The sequence below is a fragment of the Candidatus Symbiobacter mobilis CR genome (genome assembly GCF_000477435.1).
Lineage (GTDB): Bacteria > Pseudomonadota > Gammaproteobacteria > Burkholderiales > Burkholderiaceae_C > Rhodoferax > Rhodoferax mobilis.
Window position 1 is genome coordinate 2,065,988 of record NC_022576.1, and the last position, 21,256, is coordinate 2,087,243.

Annotated in this window: 13 protein-coding genes and 1 tRNA gene; 6 read left to right on the forward strand and 8 right to left on the reverse strand. The window is 61.6% G+C overall.

Annotation, left to right across the window (positions count from 1 at the left end; all coding sequences use genetic code 11):
* Positions 1-45 precede the first annotated feature (45 nt).
* Entirely contained in the window at positions 46-2,673 is a 2,628-nt protein-coding gene (locus CENROD_RS08505; RefSeq protein WP_022774544.1) for a sensor domain-containing protein, read from the forward strand.
* An 84-nt stretch (positions 2,674-2,757) separates the two neighbouring features.
* Positions 2,758-2,833, forward strand: a tRNA-Thr gene (locus CENROD_RS08510).
* Between the two features lie 238 nt (positions 2,834-3,071).
* Here CENROD_RS08510 and ybeY read toward each other — a convergent pair.
* From ybeY to CENROD_RS08525, 3 genes are read right to left on the reverse strand one after another with little or no spacing between them, the layout of a single operon-like run.
* On the reverse strand, positions 3,072-3,533 hold the full coding sequence (gene ybeY / locus CENROD_RS08515; RefSeq protein WP_022774547.1) for an rRNA maturation RNase YbeY: 462 nt from the start codon (positions 3,531-3,533) through the stop codon (positions 3,072-3,074).
* Positions 3,530-4,771, reverse strand: a complete 1,242-nt coding sequence (locus CENROD_RS08520; RefSeq protein WP_022774551.1) for a multidrug effflux MFS transporter — start codon at positions 4,769-4,771, stop codon at positions 3,530-3,532. The genes ybeY and CENROD_RS08520 overlap by 4 nt, the downstream gene beginning before the upstream one ends.
* A complete protein-coding gene (locus CENROD_RS08525) occupies positions 4,768-6,651 on the reverse strand; it encodes a metallophosphoesterase family protein (protein ID WP_022774555.1) in 1,884 nt (627 codons plus the stop codon). The genes CENROD_RS08520 and CENROD_RS08525 overlap by 4 nt, the downstream gene beginning before the upstream one ends.
* A 322-nt stretch (positions 6,652-6,973) precedes the next feature.
* Between CENROD_RS08525 and CENROD_RS08530 the strand changes: the two genes are divergently transcribed.
* Together CENROD_RS08530 and CENROD_RS08535 are read left to right on the forward strand one after the other, a co-directional pair.
* Entirely contained in the window at positions 6,974-11,194 is a 4,221-nt protein-coding gene (locus CENROD_RS08530; RefSeq protein WP_022774559.1) for a PAS domain S-box protein, read from the forward strand.
* Positions 11,191-12,366, forward strand: a complete 1,176-nt coding sequence (locus CENROD_RS08535; protein WP_022774563.1) for a response regulator — start codon at positions 11,191-11,193, stop codon at positions 12,364-12,366. The genes CENROD_RS08530 and CENROD_RS08535 overlap by 4 nt, the downstream gene beginning before the upstream one ends.
* 10 nt (positions 12,367-12,376) lie before the next feature.
* Here CENROD_RS08535 and CENROD_RS08540 read toward each other — a convergent pair whose 3' ends face one another.
* From CENROD_RS08540 to CENROD_RS12560, 5 genes are read right to left on the reverse strand one after another with little or no spacing between them, the layout of a single operon-like run.
* A complete protein-coding gene (locus tag CENROD_RS08540; protein ID WP_022774567.1) occupies positions 12,377-13,258 on the reverse strand; it encodes a Rossmann-like domain-containing protein in 882 nt (293 codons plus the stop codon).
* A complete protein-coding gene (locus CENROD_RS08545; protein WP_022774571.1) occupies positions 13,255-14,004 on the reverse strand; it encodes an ABC transporter ATP-binding protein in 750 nt (249 codons plus the stop codon). The genes CENROD_RS08540 and CENROD_RS08545 overlap by 4 nt, the downstream gene beginning before the upstream one ends.
* Positions 14,005-14,008: 4 nt before the next feature.
* Positions 14,009-15,106: a FecCD family ABC transporter permease gene (locus CENROD_RS08550; RefSeq protein WP_022774574.1), complete on the reverse strand. Its 1,098-nt coding sequence runs from the start codon at positions 15,104-15,106 to the stop codon at positions 14,009-14,011.
* Positions 15,103-16,170 carry an ABC transporter substrate-binding protein gene (locus tag CENROD_RS08555; protein WP_051360350.1) on the reverse strand — a complete coding sequence of 356 codons (1,068 nt, stop codon included), beginning with the start codon at positions 16,168-16,170 and terminating at the stop codon, positions 15,103-15,105. The genes CENROD_RS08550 and CENROD_RS08555 overlap by 4 nt, the downstream gene beginning before the upstream one ends.
* Complete coding sequence (locus tag CENROD_RS12560) at positions 16,146-17,144, reverse strand: response regulator (RefSeq protein WP_022774581.1); 999 nt, start codon at positions 17,142-17,144, stop codon at positions 16,146-16,148. Before CENROD_RS12560 ends, CENROD_RS08555 begins: the two co-directional genes overlap by 25 nt.
* A 161-nt stretch (positions 17,145-17,305) precedes the next feature.
* Here CENROD_RS12560 and CENROD_RS12565 point away from each other — a divergent pair, with 161 nt between their 5' ends.
* Complete coding sequence (locus CENROD_RS12565) at positions 17,306-20,206, forward strand: response regulator (RefSeq protein WP_022774585.1); 2,901 nt, start codon at positions 17,306-17,308, stop codon at positions 20,204-20,206.
* Positions 20,207-20,366: 160 nt separating this feature from the next.
* Positions 20,367-21,245, forward strand: a complete 879-nt coding sequence (locus CENROD_RS08570) for a substrate-binding periplasmic protein (protein WP_022774589.1) — start codon at positions 20,367-20,369, stop codon at positions 21,243-21,245.
* Positions 21,246-21,256: the final 11 nt, after the last annotated feature.

The following is a 21,256-nucleotide window of genomic DNA, read 5'->3' on the forward strand; positions in this document are numbered from 1 at the left end:
ATTCCGCTGTCCAGCGGTTCTCGCAGTTGTCACGTCCTAAGCCAGATGGATCAGGAATCCAAAGAGCGGAAGTCGCAACGTTTGCAGTTGCTCAAGCAGCGTGCGCAAGCGGTGCTGGATCAATGCCAGAAGTCCGGGACGATGGATCGTCCCGACGCGATGGGTACGAGCAAGCTGCTCGAAGACCTGCGTATCTACCAGGTCGAGCTGGAGCTGCAGAACGAAGAACTGCGTGCAGCGCAGCTCGAGGCCGAACACGCCCAGCGTAGCTACCGCACCCTCTTCGACCAGATGCCGCTGCCGGCGCTGGTGCTCGATACCAACGGCATCGTCGACGACTGCAATGAGCGTGCGACCACCTTGCTTGGCGCGCACGGGCGCTTCGTAGCTCTGGATATCCGCTTCTGGCACCGGCTCAACAAGCCTGACCGTGCGCGGCTGCACGTGGCGCTGCGCGATGTCATGCCCGGCCAGTCCCAAGTCTTGCGGCGTGTCGAAATCACCAACCAGGCTGGCGCGCCCGTCGTGTTCGACGTACACCTCATCGGTTTGTCGATGGACTACAAGCTCGACCGCCGGGTGTTGCTGCTGCTCGTCGACCGCAATGCCGAACAGGCGCGGGAGCAGGAGCGGCGACTGTATGACGCGCTGCTCGATGCCACCGACAACCCTATCTACGCTGCCGATCTGGAAGGCAAGATGCTGTTGGTGAATCAGGCTCTGCTTCAGCTTTTGCAGCGCCCCCGCGATGCCGTGCTCGGGCACACGCGGGAATCCTTCCAACCATTGCGTGATGCGCTTTTGCACCGCGAAGCCGATCAGCAAGTGTTGCAATCGGGGGTGCCCACGACGTTCGAGGAACGGATCCACCCCGTTGGAGAAAGCGACCCCATCGATTTCGTCACGCGGCGTTTTCCGTTGTATGACCGCGCAGGCAAAGCCTATGGGGTGGGCGGGATTGCGACCGACGTCAGCGCCCTCAAAGCGCAGCAACGGAAGCTCTTGCTCAGCGAATCGGTCTTCCAGAATTCCGACCAAGCCATCATCGTCACGGACGCGCAGATGCACATCATCCGCGTCAACGCGGCTTTCACACGGATGACCGGGTTCAGTGCAGAGGCCGTGCTGGGGCAGCATACGCGGGTATTGAAGTCCGGGCGGCATAGCCCTGCTTTTTATGAATCGATCGGCAGATCGTTGATGCAAACGGGGCACTGGGCCGGGGAACTCAACAACCGTCGCGCCGATGGCAGCTTCTTCACAGTTTGGAGCAATATTTCCGTCGTGCGGGACAGTGAAGGGCAGGTGATGCACTACATCGCCTTGCAAAGCGATGTGACCCAGCTCCACGAAGCGCAAATCGCTTTGCAGCGGCAGGCGTCCTACGATGGGTTGACCGGCTTGCCCAACCGCGATCTCTTCAACGACCGCATCGCGCAGCTCGTTGCGCAGTCACAGCGCCAACAATCCCAGTTTGCGCTGTTGTTCGTTGATCTCGACCATTTCAAGGAGGTCAACGACACCCTGGGCCACCAGGTGGGGGACATTCTGCTGCGCACGGTGTCCGAACGCTTGCAGCGCGGGGTGCGCAGCGAAGATACCGTCGCCCGGATGGGGGGTGACGAATTCGTCATCCTGCTGCCCAATACCGACCGGCCAGGCGCCTTGTCGCTAGCGAACAATCTGCTCGTGCGGTTGCGAGAACCGCTCGTGCTCGAAGGGGCGGGTTCGTACCGTCCGATGGCGAGCATGGGGGTGTCGGTCTTTCCGGAAGACGGACGTTCGCCGGACGAACTGCTGCGTAGCGCAGACATGGCGATGTACCGGGCCAAGATGACTGGGCGCAATCGGATGCTCAGCTACACGGCAGACATGGGCGCCAGCAACGACCTTGCGTTCACGATCCAGACCGAGCTGGCCATCGGCTTGGTCGAGCAGCAATTCCGTGTGTACTACCAGCCCAAATGCATGCTCAATACGGGGGAGCTGGTTGGCGCAGAGGCGTTGGTGCGCTGGGATCGGCCGGGCCATGGCATTACGCTGCCGGGGGTGTTCATCGGCGTCGCGGAAAAAAGTGGCCTCCTCGTCGAGCTAGACCATTGGGTGATGCAGGATTCGCTGCGCCAATTGGGGGAATGGTTGCGTGCGGGGTTGTGGAAGCCGACGATGCGGATGGCCGTCAACCAGAATGTTGCCGATCTGCAGCGTAGCGACCTCCTCGACCAAATCAACGCATTGCTGCAAGCCAGTGGTGTCGGGCCTGAAATGCTGGAACTGGAGATCACGGAAGACGCCCTGCTCCACCATACCTCCGAGCAGCTCGAACGCTTGCAGGCGTTGCGCTCCACGGGGGTGTCGGTGGCGATCGACGACTTCGGTACCGGCTACTCCAGCTTGTCGTATTTACGCTTGTTGCCGGTATCAGTCATCAAGATCGACCAAAGTTTTGTCGCGAGCATGCTCACCGATGCCAACGACGCCGTGTTGGTGCGCACGATCATCGACATGGCGCACGACCTAGGCCACAGCCTCGTGGCAGAAGGGGTGGAAACGCCGATGCAATGCGAACGGCTGTGCGAACTCGGCGCGGAAGTGGGTCAAGGCTACTTTTTTGGCTATCCCGTCAGTGCCGAGGAGTTTGAGCAGCGCTGGTTGCGCAACTTTGCCAGTTGACCGGGTGCGCGTTGTGGAGCAGTCCTAGCAGTCGTCATGGCAGTCATCGCCCCTGCGGGGAGGCCGCTAGAATTCGCCGCTTTCGCCGGTGTAGCTCAGTCGGTAGAGCAGCTCATTCGTAATGAGAAGGTCGGCGGTTCGATTCCGTCTACCGGCACCAACACACAAAAAGCGCAATAGCCCCCCAATCACCGCAAACCACCCTAACCCCCTGAATTTTTTGAGATTCAGGGGGTTTTTCGTCTGATCGATCAAAAATCGCCAACAAAAACCGACAAAAATCTGTGGAGATTACACACCGATTACGCACTATCACCATGGTCTCGGTCGTAAAAGTGGAAGGGGATACAGAGCCTACGTTGCCGAAGGAAGGGCCGCCATCGCAACTACCGTCGTGCCTACGCAATACGGTACGGATCGGCAAAGCCCAGTTTCTGCATGATCTCGGATTCCCGGCGTTCCATGGCTTGCGCGTCGTCTTCGCCGTCGTGCGTCCAGCCTTGGGCGTGCAGGGTACCGTGGACGAGCAGGTGCGCGTAGTGCGCGGCCAGCGGGATGCCCAGCGCTGCGGCCTCTTTCGCGACGACGGGCGCGCATAGCACCAGGTCTGCCACGACGATCGGTTCCTGCTCGTAGTCGAAGGTCAGCACATTGGTCGGATGGTCGCCGTGGCGATAGTCGCGGTGCAGTGCCAGCCCTTCTTCCGCACCCACCACGCGAACGGTCATCTCCGCGTCGCGGCACAAGGCGGAGCGAATCCACCGTGTGACGTGGTGGCGTTGCAGCGCGGCGCGGTGTTCGGTGCCCAAATCCCCGCGTGCGAATTGCAGGGACAGTTGTAGCGTGGGGCGTGCGTTCATCGTGCAGGCACCGCGTGGATCGTCCGGCCAATGTCCGGCCATCGGCGGTGGAGGGTTACCCAGGCCGCCCAACCGATGAGCGCCATGACCAGGGCTGAGGCAGCCAGCGCCACGGTGGAGTGCATCACCCACGGCGCTACCACCCCCGCGACGATGCCGGTCGATGCCGAGGCAACGAAGGCTTGCAGGGAAGACGCCATCCCGCGCCGGTCGGGGTGCAGGTCAAGCAGCAGGATCGTCACCGCCGGAACGAGTACCGCCCACCCTACCCCAAAAACGAAGATCGGCAGCAGCGCCCACCCCACATGCGCTGGAAACAGCGCATGCGCGACGAGGTTCACTATCGCGACCCCCACAAACACCCCCAGCCCCAGGCGCACCTGCCGTTGCGGCGCAAGCGTGCCTGCCAGTCTGCCGCTCCACCATGCCCCGCCCATGATGCCGGCGACCGAGCACAAAAAGAACCAGAAATACTGCGTCGGCGCAAGCCCCAGGTGTTCGCCCAGAAACGCGGGGGCCGACAGCACGTACACGAACAGCGCATTGAATGGAATGCCGCTGGAGAGCGTCAGCAGCACAAAGCGCGGATCCATCCCAAGCTTCCAGTACCCCTGCATCAGGTTGCGCGGGCCAAAAGGCTGGCGTGCGCTGACGTGCAGCGTTTCCGGCAGCAGGCGATAGTTGGCGATCCATAGCGCGATGCCGACGACAGTCAGGAACCCGAACACGCTGTGCCAACCCCAATGCACGAAGAGCATCCCCCCGATGATGGGCGCGATGGCCGGAGCAGCGCCAAAAAAGATGGTGATCTGGCTCATCACCTGCTGCGCTTGCGAAGGCGGGAACATATCGCGCACCACGGCGCGGGAAACGACGATCCCGGCGCCCGTGGTCAACCCCTGCATCCCGCGAAAAAACACGAGCTGGCCGATGCTCTGCGCCAGCGTACACCCCAGCGATGCGAGCGTGAACGCCGCCAGCCCCCACAGCACCACCGGCCTGCGCCCCACGCTGTCTGAAATGGCGCCGTGGAACAGGCTCATGAACGCAAAGCCGAACAGATACGCGGACAGGGTTTGCTGCATTTGCACGGGGGTGGCGTGCAGCGACTGCGCAATGCCCGCGAACGCTGGTAGGTAGGTGTCGATCGAAAAGGGGCCGAGCATTGCCAGCATGGCCAGCAACACGGCCAGCGCCCACGGCGGCGCACGCCAGAGCAGATGTGCGTCCGGGTTCACGGCGCTGCCCCAATGGTGAAGTGGTCATGCACGCGGGGCTGGATCGGTGCCTCCGCGCTCTCCCACACGGGTTGCCCACCCGCAGCAGCACGCCACTGGCGTGGGGTGCGGTCGATGGCGACGAAGTGCCCGGTCAGCACCCCGTTGCGGTCGATGCGACACCGCAGGAACCCTTTGTAGTCCTGCACCCCCAATACGGAAAAAGCGTTGTTCGTGAGGTACCCGCACCACGACATTGCAGCGAGCACACCGCCAAAGAGCAGCGCGCCCACCACGCTGCCCACGGCCAGCGCCCCCAATGCAGTCAGCCCTTGCACAGCCCAGCCGGGCGACTGTGGCAACCATGCTTCCACCAGCCCGGGGAGCACCGTGCCGACCGACCACGCCAGCACACAGTGCGCCAGCGCGTGCCCCGTACCCGCGCCCAGCACCAGCCCCCAGCGACGCCAAGCGCCCCAGGTCGTCGGCGTTTCGTAGTGGGCCTCCCAACCGATGGTCAGGCACAGCGCCCCGAATACTGCCAGCGCGCCGAGGGTGCCTACGAGGGAACCAGCCCCCATGGCTGCGACGAGGTACAGCCCCCCAAGCAGGGCAGCGAACCAGCGGTTGCCCTCCCCCCATGTCATTCCACCGCCGAACAGCGCCCATAGGCCGTGCAGCGCCAGTGTCCGGCTCTGCGCCGCAGAGGGATAGGCACTGGGTTCGACCCGCTCGAAGCGCTCGTCACCAGGATGCAAGGGGCCGTCTTCCACCCCCATGCGTACTACGGTGCCGGGGTTGGCGGGGATCGCATCGGCGTTGGCTTCGCGCCGCAGCACGATGGGCGCATTCGTCGTTCGCGTATGCGTGGGGTGCGTGAAGGCCCCGCCCGTTCCGCAGACGACGAGCATCCCACCGCGAGGGGACGTCCACCGCAGATAGTGGTGCAGGTCGCCCGTCAACCGCAGCGCGATGCGGTCGCCCAACAAGCCTTCGAGCAACTGGTAGCGCAGCGCAGCGCCGGGGCAGACAGCGGCATCGACGGGCGTCGTCCAAACCGGGTGTGGATAGACGAGGATGACCTTGTCCCCGGCGCCCATCGCAGGGTCGGTGCTACCCAGGGCGATAGCGCGGAATTGCTCGAACTGTTCCCGGTCGATGTCGTCGGTCAGCGCGAAGTCAAGGCCCAGCACCCACCATCTGTGGGGTAGCCGGGCGCAGAAGTAGCTCTGCCGTTGGGGAATGCGTGCGCCCAGCAAGCCCCGGGCGGTTTTGTGCCGAAGAAAGTACCGTGCGAAGGTCGAAGCGCTATCCATCCAATCATGGTTCTGCGGAATCGCGGCGATCGTCCTCGGCTGGGCGTGGGCATCCGGCGGCAGCGCAGCTTCGAACATCTCGACGAAGCGGTAGCGATACTCCAACACCCCGGCGCTGGGGTACGCCAAGTCGCCGCCAAAGAGCAGCAAGTCTGCGCGGGGGAGGAAGGGTTCGCCGTTGTCGCCGTTCTGGCTCTTTTCAGTCTTTTCGGTCTTTGTGCTATTGCGAACGCAGGCCCCCAGCGCTGTCTGCGCCACGGCATAGGTGGCGTTGCCCCCGTCCCCTGTGTCGGCAATGAAGTCGAACCAGAAATCTGCGGTGTGCTGCTCGTTTTGGTCGTTCTTGTTGTTTGTGTCGTTATTGCCGCTCTTGCCTTCGTGGTCGCGCTCTTGTTGAGGTTGCGGGATACCCAGGTCCATGATCGTCAAGGGCGTGGGCTGACTTTCGCGTTCATCGCGGTTGTAGAACTGGTTGCGTGAAGACAGCAGCCCTAACGCAGTACGCAGCAGCGTACCCGGGTGATACCAGCAAACGGGGGGGCGTTCGTGCGGGGGAACCCTGCGGCCCAGGCGAAAGGCAGTCATGGGAAAAGAGCAAGATGGGGAGGCAAGCATTGTCGGCTTGGCGCATCTGCTTTCCGCCTTGCGGGAGCGCCATGGGGGGGCAATGGGGGGATGTGCTGCGCAGCCTTCTTTTGCATGAACAACGAACTATGGTCGGCACTGGAAAATCTTGGCCGACTCTGGCCGATACAGTCGCCTTTCTTGAGGACTACGCATTGGCAGCCTTGGCAAGCTGTTCTTCACGTGGTGGGGTGTGACCACCATTGCGGGGCTGTATCGTGTGCATAGATTTGCTTGCACAAAGCGGTTTTTCGTGACCGCATCCGTGTCTGGATGAACCCTTATGAACCAATACATCCACTCTTCTGGTTCTCCCGAATCCTCTGCTCTTCCGCTGGAGGACCGCGTAGCCATTGAACAAGTCCGTCTGTTTTGCAGCCAGACGCATATCCTCTTTTCGATCGTCCTGTCCGTTGTCGTCATCCTGGCTTTCTTTTACGGGATCGCTCCATTGGGCCATATTGTGGGCCTCGGGTTGTTTACGGTAGGGGTTTTGGTGATTCGTTATCAGGCCACCTTGGCTGTACGGAAACTGGCTATCCATGAATTCGATATCCCCGCCTGGAAATTCCGGCTGATTCGATTAGCCGTGAACAGCGGAGGGATTTATTTTCTCGTTGGCGTGATCGGCTACCGGTATGTGCCGCACGAATACTGGGGGTTTTTGGACTTGGTCGTTCTGGCGAGCAGTGGAACTGCCCTGGGTTCTATGGCGTTGGTTCGGGGGCTATTCAAGTTTTACGTCATCCCCCCTGCGACCGTTGCCATAGTGTCCCATTTGTTGGCAGGGCAGAAGTATGACTATTTCATGGCCGCTGGAATGATGGTGACATTTTTGGCGTATCACTCCGTGTCCCGGTACATGGGCGCCTCGGTCACAGAAGCCTTGCGACTGCGTATTCAAAACGAATCCCTGACCGAAGAAGCCAAACAGCAAAACGTCAAACTGGCAGCGATTCTCGACAACCTGCCTGATGCGACTTTCGTCACCGATGCCCAGGGGGTCGTTACCGCATGGAATCGCGCTGCGGAATTGATGACGGGAACCATGGCGAAAGACATCATTGGCAAAGGCAATTACGAATATGCCGTATCTTTCTACGGAGAGCGACGGCCTGTGCTGATCGACCTGCTTTTGCAGATGGACGATGTCACTCCGCACAAATACGCCCACTTCTCCAAACAAGGCGATACCCTTTCGGGAGAGGGATATCTTCCGCAGCGTGGATTGTGGTTTGAAGCCAGTGCATCGCCATTGCGTGATACCAGCGGAACGATTTATGGCGGTATCGAAATCGTTCGGGATATCACCGCCAGAAAAAATGTCATGCTGGAACTGGAGCAATCAAAACGCAGGGTGGATGACATCATCAATATGTTGCCGGATGCAGCGTTCGTTGTCGATGCAGAAGGGATGATCACTGCCTGGAACCGCGCTGCGGAAATGATGACGGGCGCCAAAGCGCAAGACATGATCGGCAAAGGCCACTATGAATACGCTATTGCGTTTTACGGGCAGCGTCGTCCCATCATGATCGATGCTGTGTTGCATCCCGATATCGACGTGCGTGGCCACTACCACCACTTCCGGAAAATTGGCGATGTGCTTGCCGGGGAAGTGTCGATCAGCCCCATGGGGAAAGAACTCTGGATCCAGGCGTATGCGACGGCGCTCCACGACACGCAAGGCCAGGTCAGCGGTGCCATCGAGACGATCCATGACATCACAGGGCACAAACAGCTCGAAGACGGGTTGCGCGCATCAGAAACCAAGTTATCGACCATCATCGACTTTTTGCCGGATGCCACGTTCGTGATCGACAGCGAAGGCATCGTGACCAGTTGGAACCGGGCGGCGGAACAAATGACGGGAATCAAAGCCGTGGATATCCTCGGCAAAGGAAACCGGGAATATGCCCTCGCGTTCTATGGCGAACGCAAGCCCATTCTGATCGATCTGGTTTTCATGCCAGACAATGACTTATTGGATGCAAATTACCGTCATGTGCAACGCTTTGGCGAAAGAATCGTTGCCGAGACTGCCGTGAACGTGCGAATGGGTAATCAACTGTGGCTGCAGGGCAGCGCATCGTTGTTGCGCGATGCAGAAGGCAACATCACGGGAGCCATCGAGACGATTCGCGATTTGACCGAACGCAAACGCATGGAAGACGACCTTGCCGCTGCGCGGGAAACGGCAGAACGCGCCAGCCAGGCCAAAGCAGATTTCCTGGCCAATATGAGCCACGAGATACGCACGCCGATGAACGCCATCATCGGCATGTCCTACCTGGCTTTACAAACGGAACTCAACCCCAAACAACAACACTATGTACTAAAAATCCATCGTGCTGCGGAAAACCTGCTTGGGATCATCAATGACATCCTGGATTTCTCAAAAATCGAAGCGGGCAAACTGTCCCTGGAGCAGTCCCCTTTCCAGTTGTACGATGTGATGGATAACCTCGCCAATATTTTGGGAATCCGTGTTGAAGATACCGGTGTCGAACTCTTGTTCCGGATTTCCAAGAATGTTCCCAATGCGCTCGTTGGCGATGCCTTGCGCCTGAGTCAGGTATTGGTCAATCTGGGCAACAATGCCGTCAAATTTACCGAGCGCGGCGAAATCATCGTGGGAATCGAAACGGTATCGAGCACTTCCGATACCGTGCAATTGCATTTTTGGGTGCAGGATACCGGTATTGGAATGACCCAAGAGCAACAAGGCAAACTCTTTCAGTCCTTCAGCCAGGCGGATGCCTCGACCACCCGCAAATATGGCGGTACCGGACTGGGACTGGCCATTTCCCGGAACCTCATCGCATTGATGGGAGGCACGATCTGGGCAGACACCACCTATGGCCAAGGTTCCACCTTTCACTTTCATGCGCAGTTTGGCCTGCAAGATGCGCCTGCCTTCGACCGGGCGATCCCCCTCGATACCGTGCAGCAAACCCGCGTTCTCGTCGTCGACGACAACGCCACCGCGCGCGAGATTCTTTCCGAGATGATGCTGGCCTGGGGCATGCCCACCGACGTGGCAGCCCATGGCCGGGAAGCGCTGGAACGCCTAGCGTATGCAAGCCAGAACGGTACGCCCTACGGCCTGGTTTTGATGGACTGGAAGATGCCGGGCATGGACGGCATCGAGTGCCTGCGGCACCTGCGAACCATGGAGCTGGTCTCCGCGCCCAAGGTGATCATCGTCACGGGCCACGGCAAGGAAGAGATGCAGCACGCCGCCCAGCAGCAAGGCATCGACGTCCATGCCGTGCTGATCAAACCCGTCACCGTATCGACCCTGTTCGACGCCATTGGCGAAGCCTTGTCCCTGCACGTCCCCAGCGACAGACGCGCAGCGGCCCGAGCCAAGATGCATGGCCAAGCAATGCAAAGCCTGCGGGGTGCGCGCGTGCTATTGGTGGAAGACAATGAAATGAACCAGGAACTCGCGACCGAATTGCTGCGCAAGGTCGGCATTGATGTGGTGCTGGCCACGAACGGGCAAGAGGCGCTGGAAACCCTGGCGAGGGATGACAGGTTCGATGGGGTGTTGATGGACTGCCAAATGCCCGTCATGGACGGCTATACCGCCGCGCGGGAGATTCGCAAAAACCCTGCCTGGGCCGCCTTGCCGATCATTGCGATGACCGCCAACGTCATCACTGGAGAACGAGAAAAGGTCTTGGCTGTCGGCATGTGCGACCACATCGGCAAGCCACTGAATATTGAAGCCATGTTTGATACCCTGATCCACTGGATCAAGCCCAAGCAAGTGGTCGATGCATCGTCGCCCGCCGGGGCACTGCCAGCGCCCGCAGCGCCCGCGCACTTCCCGGCATTGCCGGGCATCAATGTGAACACTGGGCTGGCCATCGCCATGCAAGACGTGCGGCTGTATACCTCGTTGCTGATCCGGTTTCGCGAGGCGATGGGGCAATTTGCCACACTGTTTGGCGACGCTCGCAAGCATGTCGCGATCCATGCCGGAATGGATGCCGGGAACCATGCCATGGATTCTGTGGATGCCGCAGCGCCCGAGCGCCTGGCCCACACCCTCAAGGGCACTGCCGGCAATATCGGCGCGGCTGCTGTGCAGGCTGCGGCGGAGGAATTGGAGCTGGCATGCAAGAACGGGGAGCCACCCGAGCGCATCGATGCGTTATTGCAAGCGACATTGGCAGCGTTGCACCCTGTTGTGGTTGGATTGGCGTCGATGGGTACCGGCGATGCACCGGCATCCCCGCTGTCCGATGCCGATGCGCCCCCCCGGGACCTTGCGCCCGTTCGCAACGTGGTGGAACAGCTTGGCATGTTGCTTGCTGAAGGAAGCATCCAAGCGGGGGAAGTCTTGGAAGCCCATGCGGATTTGCTCCAGGCGGCTTTCCCTGATCACTATCACGCCATGCAGGAGGCCATTGCCATGTTCGACTTCGAGGTCGCCTTGCACATCCTCCAAGCCGCACAGACTGCTTTCTCCGAAAAAGCCAACATATCATCATGAATGCGCCCGATGTCGATACCAAATCCACGATATTGATCGTGGACGATTCGCCCGACAACCTGGCTTTGATGAGCGCCCTGCTCAAGCCGGTGTACCACGTGCAAATCGCCAACAATGGCGAAAGAGCGCTCAAACTGGTTTCTTCTGGGCATATATCGGGAAAGCAACCGGATTTGATTCTGCTCGACATCATGATGCCGGTACTCGATGGGTACGAAGTATGCCGTCGCCTCAAGGCCGACCCCAGTACCCACCACATTCCCGTGATATTCCTGACCGCCAAAACGTCGATTGACAATGAAAAATTGTGCTTTGACCTGGGGGCCGCCGATTTCATTACCAAACCAATCAGCCCCCCCGTCGTGCTCGCCCGGGTCAAAAAGGAACTGGAACTCAAGAACTACGCCGATTTTTTGCAAAACAAAGCGCATACCCTGGAAGTCGAAGTAGTCCAACGCACCCAGGAAGTCGCCGCCATTCAGGACGTCACCATCCATGCGATGGCTTCCTTGGCCGAAACACGCGACCCGGAAACGGGCAACCACATCCGCCGCACGCAGTTGTACGTGCGCGCCTTGGCTACGAGGTTGCAGCACCATCCACGTTTTGCACGCTACTTGACCCCTGCCAACATCACGCTGCTATTCAAGTCGGCGCCGCTGCACGACATCGGCAAGGTAGGCATTCCGGATCGGATTTTGCTCAAACCAGGGCGTTTGGAGCCGTCCGAATTCGAGATCATGAAAACCCATACGACGCTGGGGTATCGTGCCATCGCACACGGAGAAAAGTCCCTGGGAATGACCGTCGAATTCTTGACGATGGTCAAGGAAATCGCTTTATCACACCATGAAAAGTGGGATGGCTCCGGTTATCCGCAAGGATTGATAGGGAATGACATTCCCATTTCTGCGCGATTGATGGCGATTGCCGATGTGTACGATGCCTTGATCAGCCGACGCATCTACAAAGAAGGAATGCCGCATGACCAAGCTGTAACGGTGATGCTGGACGGGAAGAGCCTGCACTTCGACCCCGATATCACCCTGGCTTTCCTCGCGATTCAGGAAGACTTCCGTCAAATTGCTTTGCAGCATGCCGATTCCGACCAAGACTTTCAGGAAAAAGCACGCTACCTCAATGGCGCTGCAGAATCGGCGCGGACAACCTGAATCTCGCTGTCTAGAGTAGTCCCGGCGTTTTGTCCGCCAAGCGTGCCAGGTAGGGGGTTTCGCTCTCGAACATCGCATTCCAGTGGCCCAATTGCAAGCGTCGGCGAATGCCGTCCACGTCGTCCACATGGACGCTGAATACATGGGTCAGCCCCAGCCCGGCCAGAAAAGCAGGGTGGGTCTGCGCGGAAAACCCCACCAAGATGCGAAAGCGCGCTGCTCCCGTCCACGCAACCAAGGGCGCCAGGGTATGGTTGACCAGGGTAGCGCCAGTCGCGATCAATCCGTCGGCGTGTGGCAGCCAAGCCCATTCCTGCGCGTCGTTCAGCGCGCCGCAGCGGTTGCTTGCGTGGCGTTCGAACACCATCGGCACGATGCCGAATTCCCGCAGCCCTGCCACCAAGGGCTGCATGTTGCCGATCATCACCAGCCGCTGGGGTGTTTGCGCGGCCACCCAGCGCACGACGCTTGCGCGTCCACCACCCTGCCCTGCTTCCCGTTCCCCGCGTTCCCCCGGCTCGACCGGCGCTAGGTTTTCCCAACCCAGGCGGTATTGCGAGACGGCATTGATGGCCGCCAGCGCGATGCAACGCTCCAGGGGGTGGCGCGCCAGCAGCCGTGCGGGCAGCGCGGACAAGGGCCAGTCCCGCCAGTCTTGCGACAACCCGGCGAATAGGCCGTCACGGTCGTTGCTTTCGCCGATGGGCGTCAGCGCGGCGCCCAGGCCACGGCGGCCTTGGCCGTCGCGAACGATGGCCCAGGAGACAGGGTGCCCCAGACAGATGTCTTCCACGCCCAGGTCGCGCCCTTGCAGCCAAGCGGTGCAACGGTCGGCAATGGCTTGCAGCAGCGGATCGACCGCCCAACCGGGCGGCGGCAGTGTGGGGTTCATAGCGGTACCAGCATCGAAAAACCGGCCACTTCACCCCGCGCCACGGGCACGCCGTAGGCACGGCGCACCCGATCCGGGCTGAGCGCATCCATCGGAAAGGTTTCGCAGCCGCCGTGGCCGTCGAGAAGCAGAAAACGATCCGCAAAACGCAGCGCGAGGTTGAGATCGTGAATCACGACCAGGGTGATCAAGCCTTGCTCGCGGGTGCTTGCGCGTACCAGCGACAGCACGTCGATCTGGTTTGCCAGGTCGAGGTGGTTGACCGGCTCGTCCAGCAGCAACAAGCGCGGTTCTTGGGCCAGGGCGCGGCCAATCAGCACTTTTTGCAGCTCGCCGCCGGATAGGGCCATGCAGCATCGGTCAGCCAGGGGAGCCAAATGAAGATGGGCCAGGACGTTGTCGACCCGCGCCAGATCGGCCTCGCCCACCTGCCAGCCCAGGTGCGGCACGCGCCCCAGCAGCACTGCCTCGAACACCGTGACGGGCGCCGCTTCGCTTTGCTGCGGCAGGTACGACACACGGCGCGCGCGCTCTGGGGGCGTCAGCCCGGTCAGGGGAACGTCATCAAGCAGCAGCGAACCCGCGTGCGGCATCCACAAGTGCGCCAGCACCTTGAGCAGCGTGGTTTTGCCTGCGCCGTTCGGCCCCAGCACGGCCAGCATTTCCCCGGGACGCACGTCCATATCCAAGTCGCGCAACAAGACGCGGGAGCCATGGCCGAAACACAGGTGTCGTACGCGGAGCATGGGGTCAATGCATTCGCCAACGTAGCAGCAGCGCCAGCAACATCGGCGCGCCCAACAAGGCAGTCACTGCGCCCACCGGCAGTACCGCCGGGGCGATGACGAGGCGACCCAGGGTATCTGCGGCAAGCAAGACGATGGCGCCGGTTAGCGCTGCGTAGGGCAATAGATAGCGATGGTCTGCACCGATGGCCAGCCGCACCAGGTGGGGGGCGATCAGGCCGACGAAGCCGATGACGCCCAGAAAAGCCGTCGCCACCGCAGCCAAGGTGGACGCCGCCGCCAGGCCCCCCAGGCGCAGCCGCCCTACCGCCACTCCCAAAGCGCGGGCACTGTCCTCCCCCCAAGCCAGTGCGTTGAAACGCCAAGCCAGGCTGACCAGCCACAGTAGCAGCGGCAGGGTCACCGCCGCAAGCCAGGCTACCTCGCGCCAGCCCGCCTTGCTGAGGTCTCCGAAAGTCCAGAACAGCGTGGCGGCAACTTGCACTTCGTCCGCAAAGTACTGCACCAGCATGGTGCCCGCGCTGGCAAAGGCGCCCAAAGCCACTCCCGCCAGCACCAGGGCTTCGGGCCGCAACCCACGCAACAGGGCGATGAATAGGATCAACCCTGCCACCCCCAGCCCACCGGCCAGGGCGGCAGCGACGACAAGCGCGGGTTCGTGGATGACCACTGCGTCAGGCCCCAGACGGCGCATCTCGCCAGCGCCGAGCAACACGATGGCGCAGGTGGCGCCGAAAGCTGCCCCTTGCGATACACCCAGGGTCAATGGCGAAGCCAGGGGATTGCGCAGCGCCGTCTGCATCACCGTTCCGGCCAGCGCCAGCGCCATCCCCGCCAGCATTGCCGCCAACAACCGAGGCAAACGCAGGAACCACACCACATGTGCAGCAGGGCCTTGCGCTTCGGGGCCGGCTTGCAATGCCGCCAGCACTTCGCTGACCGGCAACGGGTAGCTGCCTCGGCCCAAGGCAAACAACGACAACGCCAGCAAGGCGCAGAGCAAGACGCCACCCGCCAACAGGCGGCGCGTGGTTTGGCGAAGATAGACGGCCCGTGCGGGGACGAGCAGGTCAGTGTGCGCGGCGGGATTCGCGGTATTCACGCCGATAGCGGTGTCCAACGACCGCTGGCCAAATCCAGCAAGCCCTGGCCGTAGCCCAGCTTGGCCAACGCGGGCAATAGGTCGGCGCCCAGAAAACCCCGCAAAATTTCGCCTGCCTTGGCTTCGATATGCAGCGTGGCCAGCGCCTGGGGATGCAATACCTTCGCCATGAACCAGGCGTTGGCCAAGGCGTTTTCCACATTGGCGTTGTAGGCGTTGAAGGGAAGCGTCAGGTACACGCGGCGTTCTCGGACTGCGCGCAAGCGCTGGTACAAGGCGGGGTCGCGGGCATATTCCGCGACGATGCCGGGCAGGCCGCCCCCATCGATGAACAGCACGGTGGGATCCCAGGCCAGCAGTTGCTCCCGGTCGAGGAACAGGTGGCCACTGCGCCCGGTTTGGTCGGCAAGGTTGCGCGCGCCAGCCCAGACCAGCGGGAGATGGCCCGCCTGGGTGCTGGCAATACCGTGCGAGCCGGACAAACTCACGCCGCCGAGGTAGGTCGGCACGCGGGGCTGCCCGCGCAGCCGACTTTGCAGCTCCGCAATCGATGCTTGGAAAAACGCTGCCAGTTCGGCAGCTCGGTGCTCGCGCCCGAGCGCAGCGCCGAGCCTGCGCCAGGCATCGACCACCGTGTCTTCGCGCAAGATGCCGGTTTCCCCGAAGCTGAGAGACAGCGCTGGAATGCCCGCCCGTTGGCTGAGCGCCTGCACCTGTTGCGCATCAAGCGCGACGCTAACCGCCAAATCAGGGTGGACGGCGAGCAATTGCTCCAGATCGGGCAAGCGCCCCGGGCCACCCGGCCCCAGCGAGGGCAAGGTCCGCACTCGCTGGGGCAAGGCCAGGCGATAGGTGCTGGCGTTGGGAAGACGGCGCTCGACGTCCTCGCACCCCACCAGCAGATCGGTGGCGCCGAGATAGGCCACCATGCGTAGCGCGCCCGGGCCGATGGCGACGACCCTTCGCGCTGCGGCCATGGCACGGGTTCCCCAGAAGGGTGCGAGGGCCAAGCCCAGCAAGACGCTACGCCGCTGCACCGCTACCACTCCGCCGACGTACACCACGTGACCGACACGGTAGGCGCGTAGACCAAGGCATAGCCCATCCGCAAGGTGGGGTGTTGCAAGTGGCTGGCCAGAGCGGGGTCATGGTTGGCGATTTCGCCGATGGCGCGGCGGATGGCGTTACCGATGGACTTGCGCAGGCGCTCCCGCGCGTCGATGGCGCGGGGCGTGTCGCTGGCAAGGATGCCCGTGCGGCGCAGCTCGCCGAGCAGGCGATCGATGCTTTCGGCATTGACGGCACCGCCGTTCTCTGGCGCGTCTTCGTCGAGCAACTGTTGGGTGCGCAGGCGATAACAGCGTAGGCTGTGCTCGTCGAGGTAGGTGGAAGCATGTTCGAACAGGCGTTCGCGCTCACGCGGCGAGGCCAGAAAAACGATCTCTTCCACCGAGAAAAACCGCTGCGGGTGCCGTAACAGGTACTGGAGGTATTGCAAGCCGAGCATGTCCCGCAAGGCGATGCGCGTTCCTCCCTGAAATCCCAATTCCCACACGCCTCCTTGCTGGCGAAAGACATTGTGGGCACGGGTCGAGGTATTGGAGGCCGAAGCACGCAGGCCATCCGCAGCAAACTTTTGCCGCAATTGATTGCGCACTCGGGCCAGCGCCACATCGGGTTCGAAGGGCTTGGTGATGTAGTCGGCCGCGCCGACTTCCAGCCCTAGCACCTCGTCGTGCGGAGCGTCCAGCGCGGTGATGAAAACCACGGGAATGTGCTGCGTGGCCGGGCGCCGCTTGAGTTCGCGACAAACCGCATAGCCGTCCATCACGGGCATCATCACGTCGAGCAGGATCAAATCCGGCTTGGGATCGGCCTGGAGTAGCGTGAGGGCATCGCCGCCGCTGGTGGCGAACTGCAATTCGTACCCATCGCGCAGCAGATCGACCAACGCACGCAGGTTCGCTGGGACGTCATCAACCAAAAGTAAGCGGGGTAAAGACATAAGCGTAGGCAAGGCGTGGAAGGTGCGCCTCATGGACTATCTGGGTTCAAGTGCCATTGTGGCGGCACGTAGACTGTAGCGCCGATGCGGCACCGTGCCCACCATGCGCTGGGAGCGTTGCGGTGGGTGGGGGGGGAGGCGCGGCCATGCTTGCGGTGCATGGCTCTTGCAATAGGAAACAGGTGAGGAAAACCATGCGTTGCGGTGTCCTGGGGTGCAAGATGTTGTTCTGGGTCATGGTGATTAGCGGAGTGAACGCAGTCATCGCCATCTCGATCCAGATCTACCTGGATTACCGCAGGGATATGGAGCACCTGACGCATACCGTGCAGCTCGTCGAACGCACGCAGTTGCCCAGTCTGGTCAACGCCGTATGGACTTTCGATGCCGATCAGATCGAGCGTCTCGTCGATGGGATTGCCCAGATTCCGTGGATTGCCAGCGCACAGGTTCGCTACGGCCCCGAAGAATTGCAGTACTACGCTGCGGGCATCGTCGTCCCCGGTGCATCGGGGGGGGTCGAGTACACCCTGGTTCACCAGGAGGGGGACGTATCTTCCAGCATCGGGCATCTCTGGGTGCAGCCGAATTTCGACATCGTCGATCAGCGTGCGTGGCAACGCCTAGCCACGGTGTTGGCTACGCAGTTGTTCAAGGTGCTCGTTTTTTCCGTTTGCATGGTATGGCTGGTGCATTGGCTTATCACGCGCCATTTGCAGCGCATCGCCCAGTTCGTGACCGGCTACCCCCCAGGCGCTGCCCCGGCGCCGCTGCGGCTGGATCGTCGCGGCAAGGCCAGCGCTCCCGATGAACTGGATCTGCTTGCCGAAAGCATCAACGATGCCTACCAACGTTTGCACGCCGCCCATGAGGCAGAAGCCAATCTGCGCGCGCAGCTCGAAACCCGGGTGCTGGAACGCACCCACGACGTCGAACACGCCCACCAGCGGCTGCTGGCAAGCCTGCGCGGGGGGCGGCTGGCGACGTGGGAATGGAACATCGTCACCAACGTCAACCGCATGGACGATGCCTGGCTCGGCATGTTGGGCTACGAACGCGGCGAGGTTCCCGAGACCTTTGAAGGCTTTCGCAATCTGCTCCACCCCGATGATGTGCCGGTGATGGAATCCGCAGTCAGCACCCACCTAGCGGGAGCCAGCGAGTTTTACGAGGTCGATTTCCGCATGCGCGCCAAGGATGGACGCTGGCGCTGGATTCATGCGGGGGGCCTGGCTGTCGAGCGCGATGCTGTCGGCAAGCCCTTGCAGATGGCGGGAATCCACCTCGACATTACCGAGCGCAGACAAGCGGAGGACGCCAAGCGCACCTTCATTTCGACGGTCAGCCATGAGCTGCGAACGCCAGTCAACGCCATCATCGGCCTGTGCTCGCGGGTATTGCACACCACGCTTACGCAAAAGCAACTGGGCTACCTGTACAAGATCGCGCAGTCTTCGGAACTATTGCTGCACATCATCAACGACTTGCTCGACTTTTCCAAGCTCGATGCGGGCAAGCTGGAGCTGGAGTACCGTCCTTTTCTGCTGCAAGACGCATTGACCCGTGTCCTCGACGTCGTCGGCATCGCCACCGAGGCACGGGGGTTGCGGCTCGTCGTCGATGTAGCGCGGAACGTTCCCCCGTGTCTGGTCGGAGACCGGCTGCGCATCGAACAAATCCTCATCAACCTTGCCGGTAACGCGGCCAAGTTCACCGACGAAGGCGAGGTGGTCCTGAGCGTGCGGGTGCTCCGGCAGAACGCTGCGTTCGCCGAGTTGCTGTTTTCCGTGCGGGATACGGGGATCGGCATCGCGCAGGAGGACTTGCGCACGCTGTTCCATCCTTTCATCCAGCTCGATGGTTCCTTGACTCGGCGTCATGGGGGGACGGGGTTGGGGCTGGCCATCAGCAGGCAGCTTGTCGAACGTATGGGCGGGCACATTTGGGCCGAGAGCACCCTGGGGCAGGGGAGCAACTTCCAGTTTTCCGTGCAACTTGATGTGGCCGAGCCACCCCAGTCCACCACCCCTGTGGCGGTGGGGCATACCCTGCAGCCGCCCGAAGCGCTGCGCGGCAAGCGTGTTTTATTGGTGGAGGACAACGCATTCAACCAGCAAGTGGCGTGGGAGATGTTGGAAGACGCGGGCATCGTCGTAGACCTTGCCGGGAATGGGCGGGAAGCCGTGAACAAAGTCGCCGCCGCGCCCTACGACGCCATCCTGATGGACATCCAGATGCCCGAAATGGATGGCTTGGAAGCCACTCGCCAGATTCGCGCACGTTCCGCGTCGATGGGGCTACCGATCATCGCGATGACCGCGCATGGCATGAACGAGATGCGCCAGCAAGGGAGGCAGGCCGGGGTGAGCGATTACCTCATCAAGCCCATTTCCCCCGGGTTGTTGTACAGCACCTTGCTGCAATGGGTGGCTCCCCAGGCGCGGCGAGTTCGTCGTGGCGAGTCCAGGGCTACGGATGCAGACCTTCTGCCTGCGATCCCCGGCATTGACTTACCTTTGGCGATGCGCATGGCTGCGGGTCGACCCGAGCGGCTGGTGGCCCGGTTGCAGCAATTCGTCGCGGAAATGGGCGATGCCGGTACCCGCCTGTGCCAATGCGCACAAGCGGAGCAATGGGCGCAGTTGTGGGAACAGGCGCACGCGCTCAAAGGCGCGGCGGGGACGGTCGGGGCCAGCAGACTGCAAACCTTGGCCACGGCATTGCTCCAGGCACAGGATTCCTTGCAGAAGGTGGCGCTGTCGCAAGAAGTGACCCGGGAACTAGAGGCCATCCGCGCTGGTATGCCGCAGTGGGGCGCTGTGGCGATGGCTCCTGCGAATGCGACCGGCCCGCAGCCGGACGCAACGCTACCCCACAGCTCCCCTGGCTCCCCCATCGCCCCCAGCACTACCGCTGCATGGGCCACCGTGGCAGACAAGGTTGCTCGGCATCTCTACGTCCCCGAAGACCTGCTTGGCAGTCTCGAAGCTGGGCTGCAAGAGGCAGGACAACGCGAGCAGATGCAGGCATTGCGCACGGCGCTGGCGCGCTTTGATTACTCCGGCGCTGCAGCGCTTGTCGAGGCATTGCGTTGAACCCAGATAGTCCATAAGGCGCACCTTCGGTGCTGTTTGCGTACAGGCGGCGCACTGCCTTGTGGGAGCGACGGAAGTCGCGATGGCTGCGCTACGAAGGCTGTGGCACGCCATTGGTGGGCGCTCGGGATAATCCCGCGCACCATTTTGGAGGTGCGCCATGGGGTTGTTGCTGCGTCGTTTGTTGCGCTGTGGGGTGTGGTTGTCATTCCTTGCGGCAGCGTCTGCGATACAGGCCACGCCTGCCGTGCAGGCTGCACCTGCTGTGAAGGCTGCATCTGCCGTCGAGGCCACGCCTCCCGTGGTTTGCGGGCCGAAACCCATTAGCGTGGCGTTTTACGAATTCGGGTATTTCTACTACGTCGAGAACGGCAAGGCCCAAGGCATCGACAAAGATATCGTCGATGAACTCGAACGCCGCAGCGGGTGTGCCTTTGCCCGGAGTTTGATGGTGCGTGCGCGCATTTGGGCCAACCTGGCCAGCGGGGATCTGGATATGAGCGTTTCCGGCATCCAGAACCCGCAGCGCGATACCTTTGCATGGTTTGCGCACTACCTGACGATGAAGAACCACGCAATCTTGCGTGCGGACATCGTTCCCATCGTGCGCAACGCAGGCGATTTTTTGGCGCAGCCCATGCGGCAGTTCGGCGTGGTGCGCGCCTTTCAGCACGGGGCTGACCAAGAGCGCTGGCTGGCCATCCTGCGCGCTGCGGGCCGGGTGCAGGAAAGCCCGGATGTCGAGACGATCTTCAAAAAACTGCGTGAGCGGCGTGTCGATGCGATGTTTTCGCAACCGCCGGTGTACCGCAAAAAAATTGCCGACCTGGGCCTGCAACACCTGGTGCATGTGCAGGACTGGACGCCCACGGAACAAGGCGTTCCCCACGGGTTGATCCTCGCCAAGAGTCGTTTCGGCGAAGAAAACGCCCGCCAGTGGCGTGCTCTGATCGATGCAATGCGTGCGGACGGTACCCTCCAACGTATCTATTCCCGCTACCTGCCGGTGGAGGAAGCAAAGCAGTTGTTGGCGTTCTAGCCGCCGAGTCC

Coding starts and splice junctions, on each gene's coding strand:
- CENROD_RS12560 (WP_022774581.1), bottom strand. CDS start 17,144: ATGAGGCGCACCTTCCACGCCTTGCCTACGCTTATGTCTTTACCCCGC.
- CENROD_RS08505 (WP_022774544.1), top strand. CDS start 46: ATGGATCAGGAATCCAAAGAGCGGAAGTCGCAACGTTTGCAGTTGCTC.
- CENROD_RS08540 (WP_022774567.1), bottom strand. CDS start 13,258: ATGAACCCCACACTGCCGCCGCCCGGTTGGGCGGTCGATCCGCTGCTG.
- CENROD_RS08525 (WP_022774555.1), bottom strand. CDS start 6,651: ATGACTGCCTTTCGCCTGGGCCGCAGGGTTCCCCCGCACGAACGCCCC.
- CENROD_RS08535 (WP_022774563.1), top strand. CDS start 11,191: ATGAATGCGCCCGATGTCGATACCAAATCCACGATATTGATCGTGGAC.
- CENROD_RS08530 (WP_022774559.1), top strand. CDS start 6,974: ATGAACCAATACATCCACTCTTCTGGTTCTCCCGAATCCTCTGCTCTT.
- CENROD_RS08570 (WP_022774589.1), top strand. CDS start 20,367: ATGGGGTTGTTGCTGCGTCGTTTGTTGCGCTGTGGGGTGTGGTTGTCA.
- CENROD_RS12565 (WP_022774585.1), top strand. CDS start 17,306: ATGCGTTGCGGTGTCCTGGGGTGCAAGATGTTGTTCTGGGTCATGGTG.
- ybeY (WP_022774547.1), bottom strand. CDS start 3,533: ATGAACGCACGCCCCACGCTACAACTGTCCCTGCAATTCGCACGCGGG.
- CENROD_RS08545 (WP_022774571.1), bottom strand. CDS start 14,004: ATGCTCCGCGTACGACACCTGTGTTTCGGCCATGGCTCCCGCGTCTTG.